Here is a 21,275-nt window from a genome sequence, read left to right as displayed (position 1 = left end):
AATGACTAATGACTAATGACCAATGACTAATGCTGTATTAATAGTCCAAGCATCTACTAATAATAATAAGATAGTACAAAAAAATAAAATCATATACATCCAAGGTTGAGATAAAGGACGAACATCGGTAGTATCAATACCTGTTTTTGCTTGGACAAAATTCACCAAACGGTTAAAACCAGCAACACGCATAGGTAATAAATATGCTTTTCCATCGTGACTGAGGAAATAATAAACTAAACCTCCTTGACCGGTGCTGCGGGGTTTTAAACTTTTAATATCGGACCAAGATAGAGACCAACCTTTACGAAAGAAGGAAGAAACCCATACAGGGTAACTAACTTTTATTTCCTGATCATTTACAGTTACTCTTTCGGTTAATACTGCATATAATCCCACAAAACCTATCACAATTCCTACCCATAATAATGTCGGTGGTGTGGGTGCTTTTGTCACTTCTGCTAAAAATGGTAGGGGAACTGTTAACGCTATATATAATGTTAACAATGTAATTCTAATCAGGGGAGAAAGACGAAAGGTGGTGGTTGTATTGTTGGGTAAGTTGGTTGTCATTGTTCGATTTTCATAGCATTTCTTTTTTATTATACAGCATTTAGGAGTCAGAAGTCAGGAGTCAGAAGTTCAGAAGTTGCGATTTTTCAGAAGTTTGATTTTTGGGAAGTTCAGATTTTCAGAAGTTCGATTTTTTGAAGGTGCAGATTTTAGGAAGTTCAGATTTTCAGAAGTTCGATTTTTTGAAGGTGCAGTTTTTAGGAAGTTCAGATTTTCAGAAGTTCGATTTTTTGAAGGTGCAGTTTTTAGGAAGTTCGGTTTTTGGGAAGTTGGGATTTTCAGAAGTTCGGTTTTTGGGAAGTTGCGATTTTTAGGAAAGTTCGATTTTCAGAAGTTGGGATTTTCGGAAGTTGCGATTTTTCAGAAGTTGGGATTTTCGGAAGTTGCGATTTTTCGGAAGTTGCAATTTTTCAGAAGTTCAGATTTTCAGAAGTTCGGTTTTTTGAAGTTGCAGTTTTTAGGAAGTTGCGATTTTTAGGAAGTTCGGTTTTTGGGAAGTGCGGTTTTTAGGAAGTTCGGTTTTTGGGAAGTTGCAGTTTTTAGGAAGTTGCGATTTTTAGGAAGTTCGGTTTTTGGGAAGTTTGGTTTTCAGAAGTTGGGATTTTCGGAAGTTCAGATTTTCAGAAGTTCGGTTTTTGGGAAGTTCAGAATTTCATCAGTTTTTTATTAAATCACCCCTTACCCATTATCAATTATCAATTGTCAATTATCAATTATAAATTTCATCTTCATTTCATCTAAGGTTGACATATTGAGAGATGAACAGTATTTAGCTCCTGAAATGCTTACATACTCTCAAAACCCAAACATAAAAAATAGTTTAACATCATCCTTGCTGTCTGCAAACGTGACCGAAGCATTGGGTAAAGTTCCCATTGTGCGGTTAAATAAAATCCATCCCCATTGTCAACATCATCATCTATATTTAAAACTAGAATCTTGTAATCCAGGTGGAAGTATTAAAGAAAAAAACGCCGCTTACCTGGTTCAAGAAGCAGAAAAACAAGGTTTACTGCGTCCTGGTGGTACAATTGTTGAATCTAGTTCTGGTAACTTTGGTATTGGTTTAGCTATTGTCGGTGCAACTAAAGGTTATCGGGTGATGATTGTTATTGATGCAAAAACACCTATAACTATGCGGCGAATGCTTACTGCTTATGGTGCAGAACTCGTTGAAGTACCTTTAAATGCTGCCGATGATCAAGGTTCAATGCAGGTAGCGAGAATGACCAAAGCACAGGAATTAGCCGCAAATATACTTAGTGCTTGGTATCCTTGTCAACATAAAAACCCTATTAATACTGATGCCCATGAAATTTGGACAGCGCGGGAAATTGTTGACGCTTTTGGAGGTGCGCCTGATGCTATAGTTATAGGTGTGAGTACAGCCGGTCAATTAGGGGGTATTAGTCGCTACTTTAAAACATATTATCCCCAAACCAGAATTATTGGTGTTGATGTGGCTGGATCGGCTATTTTTGGTACTCCCAGACACCCCTATAAGATGACTGGACTGGGTTTATCCTTCGTTCCCCCCAATTTTGACCCCCAGGTGTTAGACGCTGCTTATAGCGTCAATGATGCTTTGGCTTTTTCTGTCTGTCATGCTTTAGCTAAGTATGAGGGTATGCTTTTAGGCGCTTCTACAGGGGCGATTGTGGCCGCAGCTTTAGCTAATACCCAAAGATTTTCTCAACCGCAAACTATGTTGTTGCTAAATCCTGATCGGGGCGATCGCTATCTAGAAACAGTTTACAATACTGATTGGTTAACTGCACAAAATATTCACATTTTACAAAGTGACGATCTGGTAACAGCTATTTCTCAGCTTTATTCTGTACCTTTGGATCTTGTTAAATCGCAGGTTAGTTTTAAAAGTTAAATATTTTTTCTCACGCAAAGACGCAAAGACGCAAAGAGTAAAAGATGAAGTTAGAAGAATATACATCTAAAAATATAAGTTTAGGGACTTTATGGCGGGAATTTTTGCCTTTATCCCTGAGTGATGTGACTATGGCCTGTGGTGATCCGATGATGACTACTACTTTAGCTTATCTTCCTGATGCTCAGGTAAATATAGCGGCTGTAGGTGCAGCTAAGTCTTTGGCAATATTTTTTGAAAGTCCTATTATTATGATCCTACACGCTGCTAATGCTTTAGCTGTATCACAAAAATCGAGGGCAGCATTATGGCGTTTTACTTTGTTTGCAGGTGTAGGATTAACTTTTTTATTAGGTTTGTTGGGAATACCTGTCATATTTAATTCTGTTGGTGTGAGTTTGTTAGGTATTCCTTTGGCAATGTTAGCTACAGTCAGTCAAGTATTATTAATAGCTTGTGGTTGGCCGTTTGCGATCGCATGGCGGCGTTATTTCCAAGGTTTATTAATTTACCACGGTAAACCCCGTGCGTTAGCTATAGCTAGTATTTTCAGGCTTTTAACATTGGCTTTAGTTTTAGCAAGTGGTTTTTTTATACAAATATCTGGGGGTATTTTAGCGGGAATAGCTCTGATCAGTGGGGTGATAGTGGAAGCGATGGCTGTAACATTTTTTGCTTATCGCAGTGGAGCAACCATACCCCCGGAAATAGAAACCAAACCTGGTTTACCCCAGAACTTAGCACAGGTATGGAAATTTTACTTCCCCCTCGCAAATACAATGATGGTAGTTTGGGGAGGGAGAGCGATATTAATTAGTATTCTTGCTCGCGCTCAAGATGCTACAATTGCTATTGCTGCTTGGTCTGCTGCGTGGGGTTTAGTATTAGTAATTGCTAATTCTACTCGCATGGTACAACAAATGGTGATTAAATATCGCCATCAAGTAAGCGATCGCCAACTTTTAACATTTGCTATTAGCGTCGGTGCAGTTTGTTCCACATTATTATTATTGATGAGTATAACACCCATAGGCGATCGCATAGTTCAAACTTTTATCGGTAATGATCTTACCCTTGCAAATAGCATTAAACCTGTACTTTTAATATGTGCCATTGTGCCATTATTTGTAGCTTTGCAAAATGCTACACAAGGCTTTTTAGTCAGTGAAAATCGCACAGGTCATGTTAATCTATCCACATGGTTAGCAACAGGAACTTTATTAATAATAGCCAGTTTAGCTATTAATAAAGGAATGAATGGAGCAATAGCCGCAGCTATAGCTATGATCACATCAATGATAGTAGAAATTACTTGTTTACTGTGGAAACGAGTGGTAAAGACAGCGTAAAAGTAGAACCATGATCAACCCGACTTTCTACTTCTAATTTACCTTTATGAGTTTGGGTAATGGCCAAAGCAATAGCTAAACCCAAACCCGAACCCCCAGTATTTCGAGAACGATCAGCATTAACACGATAAAAGCGATCAAAAATATGAGGAATATCCGCAGCAGGAATACCAATTCCTGTATCTATCACATTAATAATAGTATAATTATTATTAGCTAAAAGATTAATTTTTACCTCCCCACCAACAGGAGTATATTTAATTCCATTACTAACCAAATTTAATAATAAACGATAAATTTGACCTTCATTACCTTGAATATAAAAATCAGAATTTTTAGGAATATGACTAGATAATAAAACATCTGCTTTCATCGCTAAAGGTAACAACTCCTCCTCTACATCTGCAACCACATCATTTAAACAAATGTGCTGTAAATTTAAGCTTAATTTTCCTGCTTGTAAACCATTTTCCAACCTAGATAATAATAACAAATCTTGAGTTAAAGAACTTAATCTTTTCACCTGTCGTTGTAGAGCTTGTTTAGTTTCCTGAGTGATAGAATTAGTATCTAGAATAGTTTGTAGAGAAGCAATAGGAGTAAGTAACTCATGAGCAGCATCACCCGTAAATTGTTGTAATTGTTGATATGATTTTTCAATAGGTTGCATAGCGAAACCAGCTAACCACCAACTCGCACCCCCAATAATAAACATAGAAAAAGGAACACCAAAAATTAACAACAAATGTAAACCATTCATATAATGATTTAAACGTTGAACCGATCTTCCCACTTGTAAATAACCCCATAATTGATGATCATTAATAAATAAAGGCATTAAATGTAAATGATATAACTCACCCTGAAGATTTCTGATATCATAGGAATAATTGAGAGCAAGATTATCAGGAAACTGATCAGGAGAATTATAAAAAGCAGCAATAGATTCACCCTTTAAATTTAAAAATCTCACATAATGACCATCCAACAAAAGACTCATCACCGCAGATTCAGATTTTAAAATAGGACAAGATTGTTTTTTAAAACAAATTTCCGGTAAAGAATTTCTAATATTAATAGGTAAAACACCAGGACTTTTTAACCGTGGTTGTAACTTATCTTCAAAAATTCTTCCAAAAACCTCCAACTCACGATCAATAGTGCGAGTAAAAGCTTTAACCATAACCACATGAGCAAAATAACCACATATTAATAAAGTCGCACCCATTACCCCTGCATAAGTAATAGCTAACTTAAAACGAGAATAATGAAAAAGAGAATTATGAAAAATCCCACTTGGGATCTTACCCCTCTTCCTCTCTTCTTTCTTTCCTCTCTTCGTGTTCTTCGTGTCTACCCTTCGGGAAATGCTTCGCATAACGTGGTTCATTAAAAAAAAGAAATAAATGATAATTTTAAAATCATTACTTGTGGATAAAAAAATATTCTGATTCCTGACTCCTTAGAAAATAATTATTTTCCACTTCCCAAAACAGAAAACCGATAACCAAAACCCCGGATAGTTTCAATAACATCAGGAAAACCACATTCAGACAACTTACGTCTTAACAACCTTACTTGAGCAGCAACAACATTACTAACATTATCACTTGCAAAATCCCAAAGTCGAGCGCGGATTTGATCATGAGTTAAAACTTGTTGATAATGCTGCATCAAATATTCTAAAAGTTGAAATTCCTTAGCAGTGAGAACAACAGATAAACAACCTTTAGCAGATAAATTCACCACCGAAAAATTCCCATAATCTAACACTAAATCACCCATTTGTAACTGTGGAGGTTGAAAATTAGGAATCCTTCTTTGTAAAGCTCTTACCCTTGCTAATAACTCCTCCATCCCAAAAGGTTTAACCAAATAATCATCAGCACCCGCATCCAAACCAGTAACCCGATCAATCATACTATCTCTAGCAGTTAAAATCATCACAGGTAAAGGATTTTTTTGTCGTCTCAACTTTTGGCAAATTTCCAAACCTGATAACTTAGGTAACATCCAATCTAAAATAGCAATTTCATATCTTTGGGGTACAGTATTCAAATATTCCCAAGCAGTAACACCATCTTCTACCCAATCTACAATATAATCACGCTGAGTCAGAGCATGATGAATACTACTACCTAAATCTTTTTCATCTTCAACTAATATTAATCGCATATAAATTAAAAGCTAAAAATTAAAAATCCTGAAAACCAAAAGAATATAAAATAAACATAGCCTTCCGAAAAACTCTCTGTAAAACTCTTACCTTTGCGTCCTTTGCGTCCTTCGCGGTTCAATCATATCAAGCCTAGCATAATTTTTTATGGTCATAGTAAATACTTTTGTACAACACTCCAACCAGTCAAAGAAACCCAAGCAAAACCCAAGAAAAGAATCATATTCAAAGTAATATGTAAAGGTCTAGCCCAAAATTGACCTGTACTAATTTGAGTTGCACTAAAAGCAGAAATTAAAACCAAAATTACCACAGATAAACCCGCGAATAAATGTGAAGAATGACCCAAAGAACCAAAATGTCCTAAAGTCCCCACAATACCAATAAATAACAATAATAATACCAAACTTACCATAGTGAAGCCAATAACAAAATGAAAGTTTTTGACTATATTATTCACCCTGGGTAAAACCACACCAATGGGAGAACGTCCAGTATTTCTAACTTGCCATAACCAAAAACCAGACATTGCTAAAATAACATAAGCGAGAATTGCTAAACCCATAGACCAAGCTGCTATTTTCCACAACCATAAAAAAGAAGGTAAGTTCATAGTAAAAAATTAAAAGTCAAAAAACAAGAAACAGGGAACAGGAAGATATGGAGATGGGTAATAAATTTTCATTAGATTGGAGTTGACACAAACAATCCAAAATCCAAAATCCAAAATAAATAAATCCTGCCTCCTAAATATAAAATACCACAGATTGATGAGGAAGTGTACACTCTGTGCATTTGTGATCATTGTTTGTATTTTAGCCTTGAAAGCTGACGGTAAAATTCTTAACTTATTCCCAATTCTCCAATAAAATAAAAAAGGCTGCTGAGTTCAGCAACCCTCAAATTTAATAAACGTGCTTTTTTTTAATCAAAGGATATTAATCCAGGGATTTTTAAAACTTTTGACATTAACTAACCTTCTGCTATATAAAACCTAGACAAAGCTAGACTTTACTTTCTACTTCAACGGGAGCATGGGAGCGGTTATCCCTCTGTAGACCTTCACGCTGTAGCCCAACGCGATTGTGTTCCAATTAAGTTTCTGAAAAAGACTACCACCATCATTGCTTGGTTTTCGCGTCGGCAATAGTCTCAATTCAATACTTGATATCACCGTATTATATATCAAGTAGTTGATTTTTTCCGGAAAATATATTGATTTTTGTCAATATAAGTATAGTTTTGTCTATGAAATTGTCAACTTAGGACAAGCTCAGATGTCACACTCCCAGATTCAGTAAAAACTCATGTTGTGACTGGTAGGTTTTCATGGAGACTGTGGTATTTTGTAAAGGTTTTGTGGTATCTTCAATTTTTGTATTCATTTCCGACACCATCGCATTGGTGTTTGCAACTTCTATTCCTGGATCTGAGTCTTGATCACTCTCATCACTACTAGGTTCACTGAGTGCCAAGCGATCGCACGGTATGGTATCCGACAAAATCGCACTCGCCATCATTCCTGTATGAATTTCCATTTGCGCTTTTTTCGGCGCTTCAAAAACTAGCCTTTGTCCAGGAAACACAACCCTTTCAAAGTACCAGTTAGCAACATTGGAAATACGCGCCACCTGTATTTTACTTGTAGCATTGACGTAGCAGCAGAGAATTTTCCCCGATTGCTCCGGTGGTAGAGAATCTAATATTTGAGCCATAACTGCTGAGGAGCTTTTACGCCACAATTTTACATTACACAACCAAAACTAACATCGGATGATCCCCATTTGCTGTAACTGCGACTACCAACTGAAATTTTCTGCATTATTTCTATCCAAAGTCATGCCAAAGTCATGTTTCTTAGAAAAAACCTACGAATATATCTTAATTTTTGCATTATTATACATTTTCAACTCAATTTCTTCAGTTTTGCTGTTCCCCATCTGTGAACTTAACAACCCTCAAAGCTTGTCAGACAAGGCTACAATCCCCCTGGCTTGTTGAGAAGTTGGTTTTTCAATTTTATCTATCTGCTGATTTACATCTGCTAATTTACAAGCGAAAATCATCGCTGAATTAATAAACTCAATGTTATGGTAAAGATATATGAAATTTTCTTCATAAACTTTATCTATTGCTCACCATCAATAATTTTGATGCCCAGCAATTTTACCTTTTCTCACTCTTCCTGAAAGTAAATTTGCCAATATCAAAAACTGGCTCAAATGTCAAGCAAAATATTGGTAAATTAAGATTAACACCACAAACCCACAGGTTCAGACCAGATATTTCCCTAGTTTTCCCCTACAAATTGGCAAGATGGCAGTCGAAACAACTATGATGGAAAATCGAATCCTTTACGTTCGCCTTCCTTGTAACCCCATCTTTCCCATTGGGGTTGTTTACCTGAGTGATCACGTCCACAAGCAGTTTCCCAACATCGAACAGCGAATTTTTGATTTAGGTACAGTTCCACCCCTTGACTACAGCAGCGCCCTAGATCGGTGTATTGACGAATTTAAACCCACACTTCTAGTCTTTTCTTGGCGAGATATTCAAATCTATGCACCAGTAGGAGGCCGTGGAGGCAACCCCCTACAAAACGCCTTTGAATTTTACTATGCTAAAAACCCCTTGATTAAACTCAGGGGTGCATTAGGCGGTTTACGGATCTTCATCGCTTACTATGTCGAACTATGGCGCAACTTGGGCTTAATCAAACGCGGGCTAAAACGCGCCCAAAGATATCATAACCAAGCCCGTGCAGTGGTTGGTGGTGGTGCAGTCAGCGTATTTTATGAACAGTTAGGAAAAAGCCTACCTTCAGGAACAATAATTTCCGTAGGTGAAGGGGAAACCCTACTCACAAAATACCTCAGTGGCCAAGAATTTCGGGATGAACGTTGTTATGTAGTGGGTGAAAACCAACCCCGTCAACGCCTGATCCATGAACAACCCACACCCCTAGAAAAAACAGCTTGTAACTACGACTACATAGAAACCATCTGGCCAGAAATTAACTACTACCTGCAAGATAAAGATTTCTATATCGGCGTACAAACCAAGCGCGGTTGTCCCCATAACTGCTGTTATTGTGTGTACACCGTAGTTGAAGGTAAGCAGGTACGCATTAATCCCGCCGATGAAGTCGTAGCCGAGATCCGCCAATTATATAATCGCGGTGTCCGTAACTTCTGGTTTACCGATGCTCAATTTATCCCCGCCCGCAGATATATTGATGATGCCATAGAACTATTGCAAAAAATTGTTGATTCTGGCATGACAGATATTAACTGGGCGGCCTATATTAGAGCAGACAACTTAACACCAGAACTGTGTGAGTTGATGGCCAAAACCGGGATGAATTATTTTGAAATCGGCATTACTAGCGGTTCTCAAGAACTGGTACGGAAAATGCGGATGGGTTACAACCTGCGGACTGTACTGCAAAACTGCCGTGACTTGAAAGCAGCAGGTTTTAATGATATGGTTTCCGTCAATTACTCATTTAACGTCATTGATGAGCGTCCCGAAACCATCCGCCAAACCATTGCGTATCATCGAGAACTAGAACGGATTTTTGGCGCGGATAAAGTTGAACCTGCTATCTTCTTCATTGGACTGCAACCCCATACCCACCTGGAAGAATATGCTTTTAAAGAAGGTATCCTCAAACCAGGGTATAATCCTATGAGTCTAATGCCCTGGACTGCCAAAAAACTACTTTGGAATCCAGAACCATTAGGATCATTTTTCGGAGAAGTCTGTTTACAAGCTTGGCAACAAAACCCCAACGACTTCGGTAGGGAAGTAATGAAAATCTTAGAAGCAAGATTAGGTTGCGCTGAGTTGGAAACAGCACTTACAGCCCCAATTGTGGAAAAAACCGAGAAACAATTGGCTAGTGTAAACTGAGTGTGTATAAGGTGACAGGTGAGAGGTGACAGGTGACAGGTGACAGGTGACAGTAAGAAGGCAAAAGGCAAGAGGCAAAAGGCAAGAGTTTATTCTTACCAACTACCAGTCACCAATCCCCAGTCACCAATCCCCAGTCACCAATCACCAATCCCCAATCACCAAAATTCCATGTTACAAGGTTCAATTCTCCAACAATTAGAAACAGCCTATCGTCATAGCACTAGACCTATTCGCTTTGGCGTGTATTATAAAAATACCTTAGTGGCTTTATGTCATGCTTTAGAAGACCATATTTTAAGTAAAGAAGATCAACCAATAGTAATTACCTGCTTTCAAAGAGGCAAATGGTATCTGCAAGAAGCCCAAAGATATGCAGATATTGCCAAGTGCAGCCGGGAAATTGCAATTATGGCTACCAGTGATGCCGGTTTTGCTGAACATCCCACCAGTCAACTAGCAAATGTAGATTTAGTACCACTACAAACATCTGATCCAGTATCCCAAGAATGGCACTTGATGATTCTGTCTCCACAATACACATCAATGGTAATTTGTCAAGAATTATCAGATGAAGATTATGGAGTTACAGGACTACCGGGGTCAGATTTAGAGCGCAAATTCTATGGAATGTGGACATTTGAGCCGGATGTAGTTCTGAAAGCCGCCGAGATAGCGATCGCTCACATCGAAAAATACAACCCAGAACTAGCCCAAAAACTGACCCAGCATAAACAAGCAATCAAGGCAGAAATAGCTTCACCAGAGGAGATTGGTAAAGTCGTTTCCCTGGTTATTGACTACCTAAAAAGTGGTGAAAATACTTTATCCTATCCCACAGCCACACGCCAAAACACTTTGAGTTCCAACCTGGTTTCTAACGAAGTCCAGGCATTTTTGCGGATGGCACAATTAATAGACATAGCAGATATTCAAAATCCCATGGCAGCCGCCGAAGTAGCTGCGATCGCCGAAATCATGGGACAATTACTAGACCTACCCGCATGGCAAATTAAAAGATTACGTCTAGCTGGGTTACTACACCGAATCGATCCACTGCAACAAACCGAAAGCATCCTCACATCCCCCAAAAAGCCCACAGAACAAGTAGCCGGACCAATTTGTCCCTTAGTTCCAGGAGCGCAAGTATTACGCACCATGCCCCAACTCAGAGCGATCGCCCAAATTATTACCCATCAAACCGAATGGTGGAATGGCACAGGAGAACCAGCAGGTTTAACAGGTGAAGAAATTTCTTTAGAATCAAGAATATTAGCCATAGCAGCAGACTTTCAATGGCGAGTTAGTCAGCAAAAATACTCAGCCCAAAGTGACAAAAATATCTTTACTCAGGCATTGGAGCAATGCCGACAACAACAATCTACCCGTTTTGACCCTAAACTAATAGATACCCTCACTTTGTTAGTTATGGGTTTACAACAGGGACTGGACTTACCCATTATGACACCCAAATTCAGCAGCAGTATGTGGTTACTTGATTCTCGCTGGAACAGTCAAGAATTAAAAATTAAAAATTAAAAATTAAAAATTAAAAATTCACCCATGAACATAGAAACCATTAGATTAGGAAAAATTAAACACCTTCCCGGAGCAGACTTAGAAGACGAGGATCTGTCCCAACTCGATTTAAGCCGCATTAACTTAGCCGGTTCCACCCTCGTTGGTACTAACTTTACAGGTTCTCAACTCGAAGGCGCACATTTTGAAGGTGCAAATTTAATGGGTGCAAGCTTGCTAGAAACTGATTTACGGGCTAACTTAATGGGAGCTAACTTAATGCAAGCAGACTTAACCAGCGCCGATTTGCGAGGCAGCAACTTGCGTGGTGCTAACTTAATGGGTGCTACACTTAATGATGCTTCCTTAGTCGGTGCTTTTTTAAGTGGTGCTAATTTGATGAGTGTAAACTTACAAGGTGTTGACTTACGCAGTGCTGACTTACGTGGTGCAAACCTCACAGGTGCAAATCTCAAAGGTGCAGATTTGAGTCGCGCTGATTTGCAAGGGGCAACATTAAGTCAAGCCAATCTGGAAGAAGCCGATTTACGGGGAGCTAACTTAGCAGGGGCAAATTTAACCGGGGCAAATTTACTTTGTGCAGAATTAGAAGCTGCAAATTTAATCGGTGTAAATTTAGATCAGACTTGTTTAGTGGGTACAATCCTAGAAATTCTTCCTGAATAATTTTATTTGCCAAGGAATTTAATTTCAAGTAAACTTCAACTCTAACTCACCAATGACTAGCCAAAAAAGATATTTTCTTATATATTATGAATGATTCATTTAGTCGCCTTCAAGAATGGCTCACAGTATTTGCCTATTTAGGATTTACTTTATTTATTATTTGGCGAATTTTTACGGCACAAAATAAATAATAAATCAGTCCCTAGTTTCCTAATTACGAGATAAACTACCTGAAATATAAACTCAACACATTGATACTAAGGAACATAACAATGGCGCTGATTGATGGTCTTGCTGATGATAATAAAAGACAGACACTAGTAGCTGATTTGACAAATTTATTAGATACTCAAGTTTCTTCCATAGGTGGTGTTTCTGGGATGGCCATCAAAGCTGGATATGCAGCTATTAAAGGAATTAGTCCCAAATATTGTGCTGGAGCAATCGAGCGTCTTTTACCAGAATCTTTCGCTACACTAGAACCTATCTGGGAAGAAGGTTTAAATACAGGTGATGCTGTCGGATATCTTAGTCAAAATCGTTCTCGTACAGCAGATTTATTACTGAGTATTACTGATATTCGGATTCAGAAAAGCAGTAACTCTACTATCAAAGGTGTCTATAATAAACTTCGCAGTTCAGTTAAAAAGCACGTGGAAGAAGCTGTACCTGGTTTAGCTCAAGTTATTGATAAATACACTAAAAACTAAGCTACAACTATTGTGGGGTAGGCATCTGCCCCCACATTTATTAAGAAAATACGCTATCATTTATTAAAAAAACTACAAATCATTTCACCAGGACTATTTCCCTTAAATTGAGTTACATTCCCATCTTTATTTACCTTAAATTTACCCCGACAGTTATAAACTTCCATCGGTGTTTTTTTACCATTAATACTTACAGATGCTCGATATTCCCAATATTTTTTAGCACTGCGTTTAATACTTAAAATACAAATTTCTTGCCCTTGATAATTCCTACATACTGTTGCTAAAGCGGGAGATGTAAAAGAAAAAGAACAAGCAAAAATGAAAACCAGCAGCATCACAAAATATTTAATCATTATTAAATTATCAACTATCAATTATCAATTCTTCCTCATCCACAAAGCTAGTCCACCCATAAATAATACCCCCATTATTCCCTGTAAAGGATTATTATTTACACCAGTCACCCAGTCAGGAACAACTCCCGAATATTTCGTTAATTCTCCCACGTTAATAATATAATAACCCCAAACCAAACCACCATGTAAACCAATCGGTAAACCTAAACGCCCTCTTTTACCAAGCTTTCCCCATACTTGCGTTAACCCTAATAATACTAAAGCCGGAAATTGTGGTAAAGTATGAATGATCGCTTCTAATGGTTTAATAAAATGTGCCACAGCAAATAAAATTGCATTTGTCCACGCTGCTAAATTTAAATTGTAATCTCGCTCTAACTCATCCAATAACCAACCCCGAAATAATAATTCTTCTGCAAAACCAACACCGAAACCTACTAATAAACCTTCTAAAATTATTTTCAATAAAAAAACTTTCGGTTGTTGCCATACCAACCAACCTAACAAACCTTGTAAACTAAATACTATTAAAATACTAATTAATCCAATACTTAAACCCTGTACAAAATCTACACCATTGAGGCGAGAAAATTCCAAACCATAATCACTTAATATTTCCGGTTTTTGATAAACTCGTTTACCCCATAACTTGAGCAGAAAAATAAATTCTGCATATAATATCACCATTGTCAAGATACTTTCTAAATTAGAATCTTCTAAAATTAAATAGATAGGTACTGCAAAAGGCAACCATAAAACCAATAAACACAAGATAAAACAACCCACCCTAACAGGGGCGGGACTTTGGGAAATTTGAGATAGATTAATTTTTTTCATTAATTAGTCAAATATCATTAGTCAACAATATACTACTAATTAACTAATGACCAATAACTAATGACCAATAACTATTCATCTGGTTCAATGGTACTGCTCAAACCATGATTTTTCAAAGTTTCACAATAAAATTCAGCGTGTTCTAAAGCACAGGTAATAACTAGAGCTAACCCATTGTGATGGGCTTCCATCATGATGCTAACAGCTTGAGGCTGAGTAATGCTCGGTACGGTAGTCATGAGAACTTGAACTACATACTCCATAGAGTTGAAATCGTCATTATGGAGCAGAACGCGATACCGAGGCGCGAGCTTGCGAGTTGTGGAAGGCTTTTGAATAGTTTCTACTGACACTGCTCTTTGCTCTTTGATCGTTAATTTACTACAATATTATTTCTGTTAAACATTAGCTTAACAGTTTTTTATTTACATCTTATAACTATTTTATAACATTTTCGTGTTGATGCCACCCAGAAACACCCGACTGGATAGTCATTACTAATGGTTAAAACTAGAAATTTCTGAGCATAATCATAATACTACACCAGTGTTACTTTTAAAATTAAGAACAATACTACTAAATCCTTGCTTCTGCTGCTGCTATGGATATTAGCTTCAACTTTCAACCAGGACAAATAGTGTCTTTAGATTATGGTAACAGAAATCTTTATGCTGAAGTCATTCAAGTTGTGACTGAACGTAATTTGTGCTGGGTACGTCCTTTACTACTAGCTAACTTCACCCACGAACTACCCCTGATAACTGATCTGCGAGATGCGTCTGACTTGTTATGGCCTGTCAATTTATTTCGGACTGCTTTAGATACAGAAGTGATTAGTCTACTGAGTCAACTTTTACCCAAAGAACCAAAAGCTGACACAGATACGGTTGCCCAACAGCAACTAAATCAGTTTATCCACCAGCTTTGGCAAGCGTGCCAAGATGCTCAAGAATTGTGAATTTATTCAGAAAAACTAACAGTTACTAGCCCCAGCGTGGAACTAACTGCACTCGTCCAGCGTCCATCTCTGCCATTAACAATTCTAGAGCTTCGTAGTCCACGTCAGATATATAACCTAATTGAGTCAGTTCTGAGTTAATTTCATTTTCGATTTCTGGCGTTAATTTTTTGATGTGCAACGCTTTCTCTACCAGTTGACGAATGGCATATTGTGTGTTCATAAAAAATCACTCACCTTTAATTGTTACCCATTATCCAAGATTGGTATCGGTATAAAAAGTGATCTAGCTATCTATAAATTAGTGATCTAGATCACGAGCAAACGGTAATTTTGACTTAAATCCACAGAGTTATAGCTATTCCCAGGTTTAGTATCATGACGACAGAAGATTAATCTGCATTTTGGCTGTCTATGTAGATTGTTTTTTAACCCAAAGAAAAAAAATGTATTTATATATACATTTTGCCTTGTAGTTATAACAATCTTTAAACAAAAGTCACAAAGCAATAAAGATTTAATAAAGGATTCAGGATTCAGGAGCCAGGAGATCAAGGAGTCAGGAGTAAGAATTATACAGATAAATGATTAATTCAGATCGGTAATAGGACGTGACGCATGGGTGATTTTTTCCTGCACATACCCTTTGCCTCATGTCCAGCCTAAACTATTTTACGTTTAATTATGTTGATCTACTGAACACAGTTCTAATTTACTGTGAACTATTGACCTGAAAGACGGAATAAATGCTAAGTTGAAAGAGATGAGTCGTAATTTAAGTTAGCTAAAAGATAGCAAAGTGGCTGTTTTAGTAGAGCAATTAATAACATCGGATATTTTAAAACCTGCCCGTTACCTGGGTAATGAGCGTTTAGCAGTACATAAACCTTGGGATGCGGCAACTGTACGTTGGGTGTTAACCTACCCAGAAGTTTATGAAGTTGGTGCTTCTAATTTGGGGCATATCATTTTGTATAACATTTTGAATGCCCAACCAAATCAGTTGTGCGATCGCGCTTATCTGCCAGCACCAGACTTAGGCGCGAAACTTCGCAGCACCCAAACACCCTTGTTTGCAGTAGAGTCAAAACGGGCATTGACAGAGTTTGATATTCTGGGTTTTAGCCTCAGTTATGAACTAGGGGCAACCAACATCCTGGAAATGTTAGATTTAGCAGGAATACCCCTGACTTGGAAAGAAAGGAGTTCAGGAGTCAGGAGTCAGGAGTCAGAAGTCAGGAGTTCAGAAGGTTCTTCTTCCCAGTCACCAGTCACCAGTCACCAATATCCATTAATTTTTGCAGGGGGACAAACTGCCACATCTAACCCTGAACCTTACGCGGATTTTTTTGATTTTATTGCTTTGGGTGATGGTGAGGAACTATTGCCAGAAATTGGTTTAGTGATCGCTGAAGGAAAAGCCGCCGGTTTAAGTCGGGAGCAATTATTATTAGACTTGGCACAGATTCCCGGTGTTTACGTGCCACAATTTTATGAAATGGGCGAAAATGGCGCGGTTAAACCTTTGCGTCCAGATGTTCCAGAACGTATCCTCAGACGAGTTGCTACACCTATTCCCGCTTATTCTATTGGTTTAGTTCCTTATGTGGAAACAGTACACGATCGCCTAACCATAGAAATTAGAAGGGGTTGTACCCGTGGTTGTCGGTTTTGCCAACCAGGAATGTTAACCCGTCCTGCAAGAGATGTAGAACCGGAAAAAGTGGTAGAAGCCATAGAAAAGGGAATGCGGGAAACTGGTTACAATGAATTTTCCCTGCTATCTTTGAGTTGTTCTGATTATCTATCCTTACCCGCAGTGGGGATGGAAATCAAAAACCGTTTAAAGAATGAAAATATTACCTTGTCCTTACCTTCTCAACGAGTCGATAGATTTGATGAGAATATCGCTAATATTTTAGGTGGTACAAGACAAGGCAGTTTGACTTTTGCGCCTGAAGCCGGTACTCAACGGATGCGCGATATTGTTAATAAAGGTTTAACCAACGAGGAATTATTACGAGGAGTAAAAACAGCTTGGGAACAAGGTTGGGATAAAATCAAGCTGTATTTTATGATTGGTTTGCCTGGAGAAACAGACGCGGACGTTTTGGGAATAGCGGAAACAGTCAGATGGTTACAGCGAGAATGTCGGGGTCAAGGGAGAAGACCGATCAATTTTAACTTGACAATTTCCAATTTTACACCCAAACCCCACACACCGTTTCAATGGCATTCCGTTTCTACTGCTGAGTTTGCCCGCAAGCAAGATTTATTAAGACAAGAATTTCGGCGTATTCGTAATGTAAAGGTGAATTTTACGGATATTCGCCTTTCTGCAATGGAAGACTTTATAGGCAGGGGCGATCGCTCTTTAGGAAAAGTCCTCCTTCGTGCTTGGCGACTCGGTGCAGGAATGGACTCTTGGTATGACAGTGTAGAAACGGCTTTCAAGGCTTGGGGAGAAGCAATTTCCGAAGCTGGTCTAGATTGGAAATACCGTAAAGTGGAGAATGGGGAATGGAATCTGTTTTCTTCAGGTAACGAAGAACAAGAAAAACTGTCACCTGTCACCTGTCACCCCTTCGGGGTTCGCCAGTCGCTTATGGGGGAAACCCCCAAGACCGCGCTGGCTCACCTGTCACCTTCTTCACCTCTCGATCTTCCCTTACCTTGGGATCATATTGATACAGGGATTGATAAAAAGTGGCTGCAAGAGGACTTAAAATGCGCTCTAGAAGCTGCTGTTGTTCCTGACTGCTCTTTTGAAGGTTGTTCCCATTGTGGTGTCTGTGGCACTGATTTCGGTCATAATATAGTTATAAAACCACCTGCAATTCCTCAATTTGCCGGTGATTTTGTTCCCAACACCACCAAAGCGCAACGTTTAAGGGTTTGCTTTGGCAAACAAGGTGATATGGCCTTGGTCAGTCACTTGGATTTAATGCGCCTGTTTGATAGAGTGATGCGAAGGGCAGGTTTACCAGTCGCCTTTACTGGTGGGTTTCATCCCCATCCCCGTATTGCTTTAGCTAGTGCTTTATCCTTGGGAAGTACCAGCAGTGGGGAAATAGTTGATTTTGAATTAACTCAACCAATGGATGTGGAAGATTTTCGCACCCAACTGGTAAGTCAACTACCGTCAGATATCCCCATCTACAGAGTAGAAGAGATAGATTTGAAAGCACCCGCAGCAAACCAAGCTATGCAAGCAGCGGAATATTTGCTCACTATTTCTACACCCGGAAATGTGGAAGTTGACAAATGGCAAGATTGGATGGCAGCTATACTAGATAAAGATGAGATTTTGTCAGAACATACAACTAAATCAGGTAAACAGCAGAGCATAAATCTACGCGATCGCTTGTTTGAAATAGATTTAGTGCAGGTGAACCCATCTCCAACCGAGTCTCAAGCTATCTTGCATTATTTGGGTAGCTGTCGTCATGACGGTGTGAACTTGCGTCCTGAGCAAATATTGTCTATACTAGAAATAGTGGCTGGTGCAGAATTTCATCTCTTGCATATCCACCGCAATCGGCTAGTTTTAGAAACATAATTCCTCAAGGGTAACTTGCTAGTAGTTACCCGGAATAAGCATATTCATAGGAATTGATTTTTAGCAAGGTTGCGCTAGAATAAAGTGAAGAGAAATTTTCTGGCGCTGCGTTGAATGATCTGATTCACTACCCTGAGCATCAGGGTTTTTAACAGAGTCTTGTAATCTTTGAAAAAAGTGTCAGATGCTACTTGATAGTGACTTAAAAGCCGCAATTAATTTAGCATCTGCGGGGATTCTGGGAAGGAAGAATGAGACAGATAATCATAAGATTAACTGTGATTATTAGAGACTCTCAGGATCGGAGTGCAAGCAAAAATAATGAGAGTGTAGTTTTCAGGATCGTATCCGAAACAACTAAGGCAGGTTAAAATACACTCGCTATAGCTACTTAGTGAATCAGTTCTTAACGTGAAAATCGCTATTAACAGTGATTTTGGATTGAAACTGGAATAATCAGGCGTGTAAACGCAATTACAGTCTTATTATCGGCTTCCAATTTAGGGAAGCAATGTCAGAGAAAGAAATTTTTATTACCAGTAGCGCCTTGTAGGGCTACCAGTAGGGGGGTAGAGGTATAAAATAAGCTCCTTGTAATCCCCATTGGTGCTGCCAATTTTTGAGGAACTTGAATGCCAAAACAAATTATTATCGCAGAGCAGCATCAAATTGCTGCCGTATTTTCGGAAGATCAAATACAAGAACTCGTTGTTGCCACTGGTCATCATCAAATTGGTGATATATACTTAGGCGTGGTAGAAAATGTATTACCTGGGATAGACGCAGCTTTTGTCAACATCGGTGATCCAGAACGTAACGGTTTTATTCACGTCACAGATTTAGGACCGTTAAAAATCAAACGGAGTTCCGCAGCCATTACTGAACTGCTGACACCACAGCAGAAAGTATTGGTGCAAGTAATGAAAGAGCCAACAGGAACAAAAGGACCAAGGCTCACAGGTAACATCACCCTACCAGGACGTTATGTAGTCTTAATGCCCTATGGTAGAGGTGTAAACCTATCCCGGCGGATTAAAAGTGAAAGTGAACGGAACCGCCTCCGCGCCCTAGCAATTTTAATTAAACCTGCTGGGATGGGTGTACTGGTAAGAACAGAAGCTGAAGGCAAACCAGAAGAAGCAATTATAGAAGACTTAGAATTGTTACAAAGGCAATGGGAAGTTATTCAGCAAGAAGCCCAGTCTACCCGCGCCCCTGCTTTACTCAATCGGGATGATGACTTTATCCAACGGGTGTTAAGGGATATGTACGGTGCGGATGTGAATCGCATTGTAGTGGATTCCAGCACTGGGTTACGAAGAGTCAAGCAATATTTACAAAACTGGAGTGGAGGGCAAACACCACAAGGTGTTTTAATTGACCATCATCGTGATAGATCACCAATTTTAGAATATTTCCGCATCAATGCAGCGATTCGGGAAGCTTTGCGCCCAAGAGTAGATTTACCTTCTGGTGGTTACATTATTATTGAACCCACAGAAGCATTAACAGTAATTGACGTTAACTCTGGTTCTTTCACCCGTTCCGCCACAGCTAGAGAAACCGTACTATGGACTAACTGCGAAGCTGCGACAGAAATTGCCCGTCAACTCAGACTCAGGAATATTGCTGGTGTAATTGTAGTTGATTTCATTGATATGGAATCACGACGCGACCAACTGCAAGTTTTAGAACACTTTAATAAAACCCTTAAAGCAGACAAAGCTCGTCCGCAAATTGCCCAACTAACCGAGTTAGGTTTAGTAGAACTTACCCGCAAACGCCAAGGTCAAAATATTTATGAATTGTTTGGCGAAACTTGCCCCACCTGTGGCGGTTTAGGACATACTGTACGCTTACCAGGGGAAATAGAAAACCGGATGCCTATCCCCGCAGCAGATATCCCAGAGCGGTTGACACCGATACCCCAAAGGGAAGTGAGAACACCATCTGCACGCATCCCAGAAACCAGGGAAACTAGGGACATTTATGATGGCTTTAGCGAGGGTTTTGAAAGTGATTCTGAGGTTGGCCATTTGATCAACCATCCCAGTTATCAAGAATTGGGTGACAACAAACGTCGTACCCGCACCCGTCGCAGTCGCATCGGTATCAATGGCACTAATGGCAAAGATGAAGTCAGGCCTGGTAATTCATTGGGATTTGGCAATGATTTAGATTTAGACTTGGATAGTGACAATGAGCTAACCCCCACATCAGAAATTCCCTCTCTTCTCTCAGATCCTCTCCGGGAAAGAGAAGCTATGCGAACCCCTTCTCTTGGTAAAGGTGGTTGGGAAAGACCAGAGCGCACCAAAGTGAAGATAGAGCCGGTTAAACCAGTTGTAGAACCGCCCCAGATTGTTTCCGTGGAAATGACAGACCAGGAACAAAAGATGTATGCTGAAATGGGCATTTCCCCGGCTGTGAAGTTAGAGTCAGAGGTGAAAAATCCCAAATCTGTGATTTTTAACATTGTTCAACCTGGACAAACACCAAATAGCACAACGGAATCTACCTCAGAATCAACATTTCCCGAAACAACTACATCTGAATTTACCAGAGTCAAAATGCCAACACCAAAAGTTGAGGTAGAAGAACCATCCTTGCCCAAATCCAGAATTGAGCCGCCTTTGGAAGATTCTAGATCCACGGGATTTGACTCTTTGACAGATGATGAGGAAATAATCAATAGCACTTCTATTTCTAATCGCCGTCGTCGCCGTCGTTCTTCCGCACTGGAGGACAGTTAACC

At 39.1% G+C, this 21,275-nt stretch carries 18 protein-coding genes; 9 read left to right on the top strand and 9 right to left on the bottom strand.

What is annotated here, in order from left to right:
- Window positions 1–12: 12 nt before the first annotated feature.
- Window positions 13–573: a hypothetical protein gene (locus tag IQ237_RS10670; protein ID WP_194054876.1), complete on the bottom strand. Its 561-nt coding sequence runs from the start codon at window positions 571–573 to the stop codon at window positions 13–15.
- Window positions 574–1,354: 781 nt separating this feature from the next.
- Between IQ237_RS10670 and IQ237_RS10665 the strand changes: the two genes are divergently transcribed.
- Window positions 1,355–2,455, top strand: coding sequence for a cysteine synthase family protein (locus tag IQ237_RS10665; protein ID WP_194054874.1), 1,101 nt, complete (start codon window positions 1,355–1,357; stop codon window positions 2,453–2,455).
- Between the two features lie 44 nt (window positions 2,456–2,499).
- Complete coding sequence (locus IQ237_RS10660; protein ID WP_194054872.1) at window positions 2,500–3,804, top strand: hypothetical protein; 1,305 nt, start codon at window positions 2,500–2,502, stop codon at window positions 3,802–3,804.
- Here the strand turns inward: IQ237_RS10660 and rppB are convergent.
- The 4 genes from rppB to IQ237_RS10640 form a co-directional block, all read right to left on the bottom strand.
- Window positions 3,764–5,182, bottom strand: a complete 1,419-nt coding sequence (gene rppB, locus IQ237_RS10655; RefSeq protein ID WP_228019994.1) for a two-component system sensor histidine kinase RppB — start codon at window positions 5,180–5,182, stop codon at window positions 3,764–3,766. The two genes, IQ237_RS10660 and rppB, sit on opposite strands and share 41 nt — an antisense overlap.
- A gap of 95 nt (window positions 5,183–5,277) precedes the next feature.
- The gene (gene rppA / locus IQ237_RS10650; RefSeq protein ID WP_194054870.1) at window positions 5,278–5,979 is read right to left on the bottom strand and encodes a two-component system response regulator RppA; all 702 of its coding nucleotides are present in this window, start codon (window positions 5,977–5,979) and stop codon (window positions 5,278–5,280) included.
- Between the two features lie 152 nt (window positions 5,980–6,131).
- Window positions 6,132–6,593, bottom strand: a complete 462-nt coding sequence (locus IQ237_RS10645) for a DUF4079 domain-containing protein (protein WP_194054857.1) — start codon at window positions 6,591–6,593, stop codon at window positions 6,132–6,134.
- A 667-nt stretch (window positions 6,594–7,260) separates the two neighbouring features.
- Entirely contained in the window at window positions 7,261–7,695 is a 435-nt protein-coding gene (locus IQ237_RS10640) for a DUF1830 domain-containing protein (protein WP_194054855.1), read from the bottom strand.
- A gap of 601 nt (window positions 7,696–8,296) precedes the next feature.
- Here IQ237_RS10640 and IQ237_RS10635 point away from each other — a divergent pair.
- The 4 genes from IQ237_RS10635 (at window position 8,297) to IQ237_RS10620 (ending at window position 12,807) form a co-directional block, all read left to right on the top strand.
- Window positions 8,297–9,892, top strand: a complete 1,596-nt coding sequence (locus IQ237_RS10635) for a photosystem II high light acclimation radical SAM protein (protein ID WP_194054853.1) — start codon at window positions 8,297–8,299, stop codon at window positions 9,890–9,892.
- Window positions 9,893–10,063: 171 nt separating this feature from the next.
- Window positions 10,064–11,431, top strand: a complete 1,368-nt coding sequence (locus tag IQ237_RS10630; protein WP_194054949.1) for a DICT sensory domain-containing protein — start codon at window positions 10,064–10,066, stop codon at window positions 11,429–11,431.
- A 24-nt stretch (window positions 11,432–11,455) separates the two neighbouring features.
- Window positions 11,456–12,097 carry a pentapeptide repeat-containing protein gene (locus IQ237_RS10625; protein ID WP_194054851.1) on the top strand — a complete coding sequence of 214 codons (642 nt, stop codon included), beginning with the start codon at window positions 11,456–11,458 and terminating at the stop codon, window positions 12,095–12,097.
- A 272-nt stretch (window positions 12,098–12,369) separates the two neighbouring features.
- On the top strand, window positions 12,370–12,807 hold the full coding sequence (locus IQ237_RS10620) for a DUF6918 family protein (RefSeq protein ID WP_194054849.1): 438 nt from the start codon (window positions 12,370–12,372) through the stop codon (window positions 12,805–12,807).
- Between the two features lie 56 nt (window positions 12,808–12,863).
- Here the strand turns inward: IQ237_RS10620 and IQ237_RS10615 are convergent, their stop codons facing one another.
- The 3 genes from IQ237_RS10615 to clpS form a co-directional block, all read right to left on the bottom strand.
- Window positions 12,864–13,163, bottom strand: a complete 300-nt coding sequence (locus IQ237_RS10615; RefSeq protein WP_194054847.1) for a hypothetical protein — start codon at window positions 13,161–13,163, stop codon at window positions 12,864–12,866.
- Between the two features lie 24 nt (window positions 13,164–13,187).
- A complete protein-coding gene (locus IQ237_RS10610) occupies window positions 13,188–14,003 on the bottom strand; it encodes a CPBP family intramembrane glutamic endopeptidase (RefSeq protein ID WP_194054844.1) in 816 nt (271 codons plus the stop codon).
- Window positions 14,004–14,074: 71 nt separating this feature from the next.
- Entirely contained in the window at window positions 14,075–14,356 is a 282-nt protein-coding gene (gene clpS / locus IQ237_RS10605; RefSeq protein ID WP_194054842.1) for an ATP-dependent Clp protease adapter ClpS, read from the bottom strand.
- 248 nt (window positions 14,357–14,604) lie between these two features.
- On the opposite strand from clpS, the gene IQ237_RS10600 reads away from it, so the two are divergent.
- The gene (locus IQ237_RS10600) at window positions 14,605–14,961 is read left to right on the top strand and encodes a hypothetical protein (protein WP_194054840.1); all 357 of its coding nucleotides are present in this window, start codon (window positions 14,605–14,607) and stop codon (window positions 14,959–14,961) included.
- 25 nt (window positions 14,962–14,986) lie between these two features.
- On the opposite strand, the gene IQ237_RS10595 is transcribed toward IQ237_RS10600, so the two are convergent.
- A complete protein-coding gene (locus IQ237_RS10595) occupies window positions 14,987–15,184 on the bottom strand; it encodes a hypothetical protein (RefSeq protein WP_096570148.1) in 198 nt (65 codons plus the stop codon).
- A 576-nt stretch (window positions 15,185–15,760) separates the two neighbouring features.
- On the opposite strand from IQ237_RS10595, the gene IQ237_RS10590 reads away from it, so the two are divergent.
- Both IQ237_RS10590 and IQ237_RS10585 read left to right on the top strand, forming a co-directional pair.
- Window positions 15,761–18,520: a TIGR03936 family radical SAM-associated protein gene (locus IQ237_RS10590; RefSeq protein ID WP_194054838.1), complete on the top strand. Its 2,760-nt coding sequence runs from the start codon at window positions 15,761–15,763 to the stop codon at window positions 18,518–18,520.
- A 632-nt stretch (window positions 18,521–19,152) separates the two neighbouring features.
- Window positions 19,153–21,273: an Rne/Rng family ribonuclease gene (locus IQ237_RS10585; protein WP_194054837.1), complete on the top strand. Its 2,121-nt coding sequence runs from the start codon at window positions 19,153–19,155 to the stop codon at window positions 21,271–21,273.
- Window positions 21,274–21,275 lie beyond the last annotated feature (2 nt).

Origin of the sequence: Sphaerospermopsis sp. LEGE 08334 (assembly GCF_015207205.1) — a bacterium.
Classification (GTDB): Bacteria; Cyanobacteriota; Cyanobacteriia; order Cyanobacteriales; family Nostocaceae; genus Sphaerospermopsis.
Note: the sequence above shows the minus strand (reverse complement) of the source record. Positions and strands in the feature narration are given on the sequence as shown.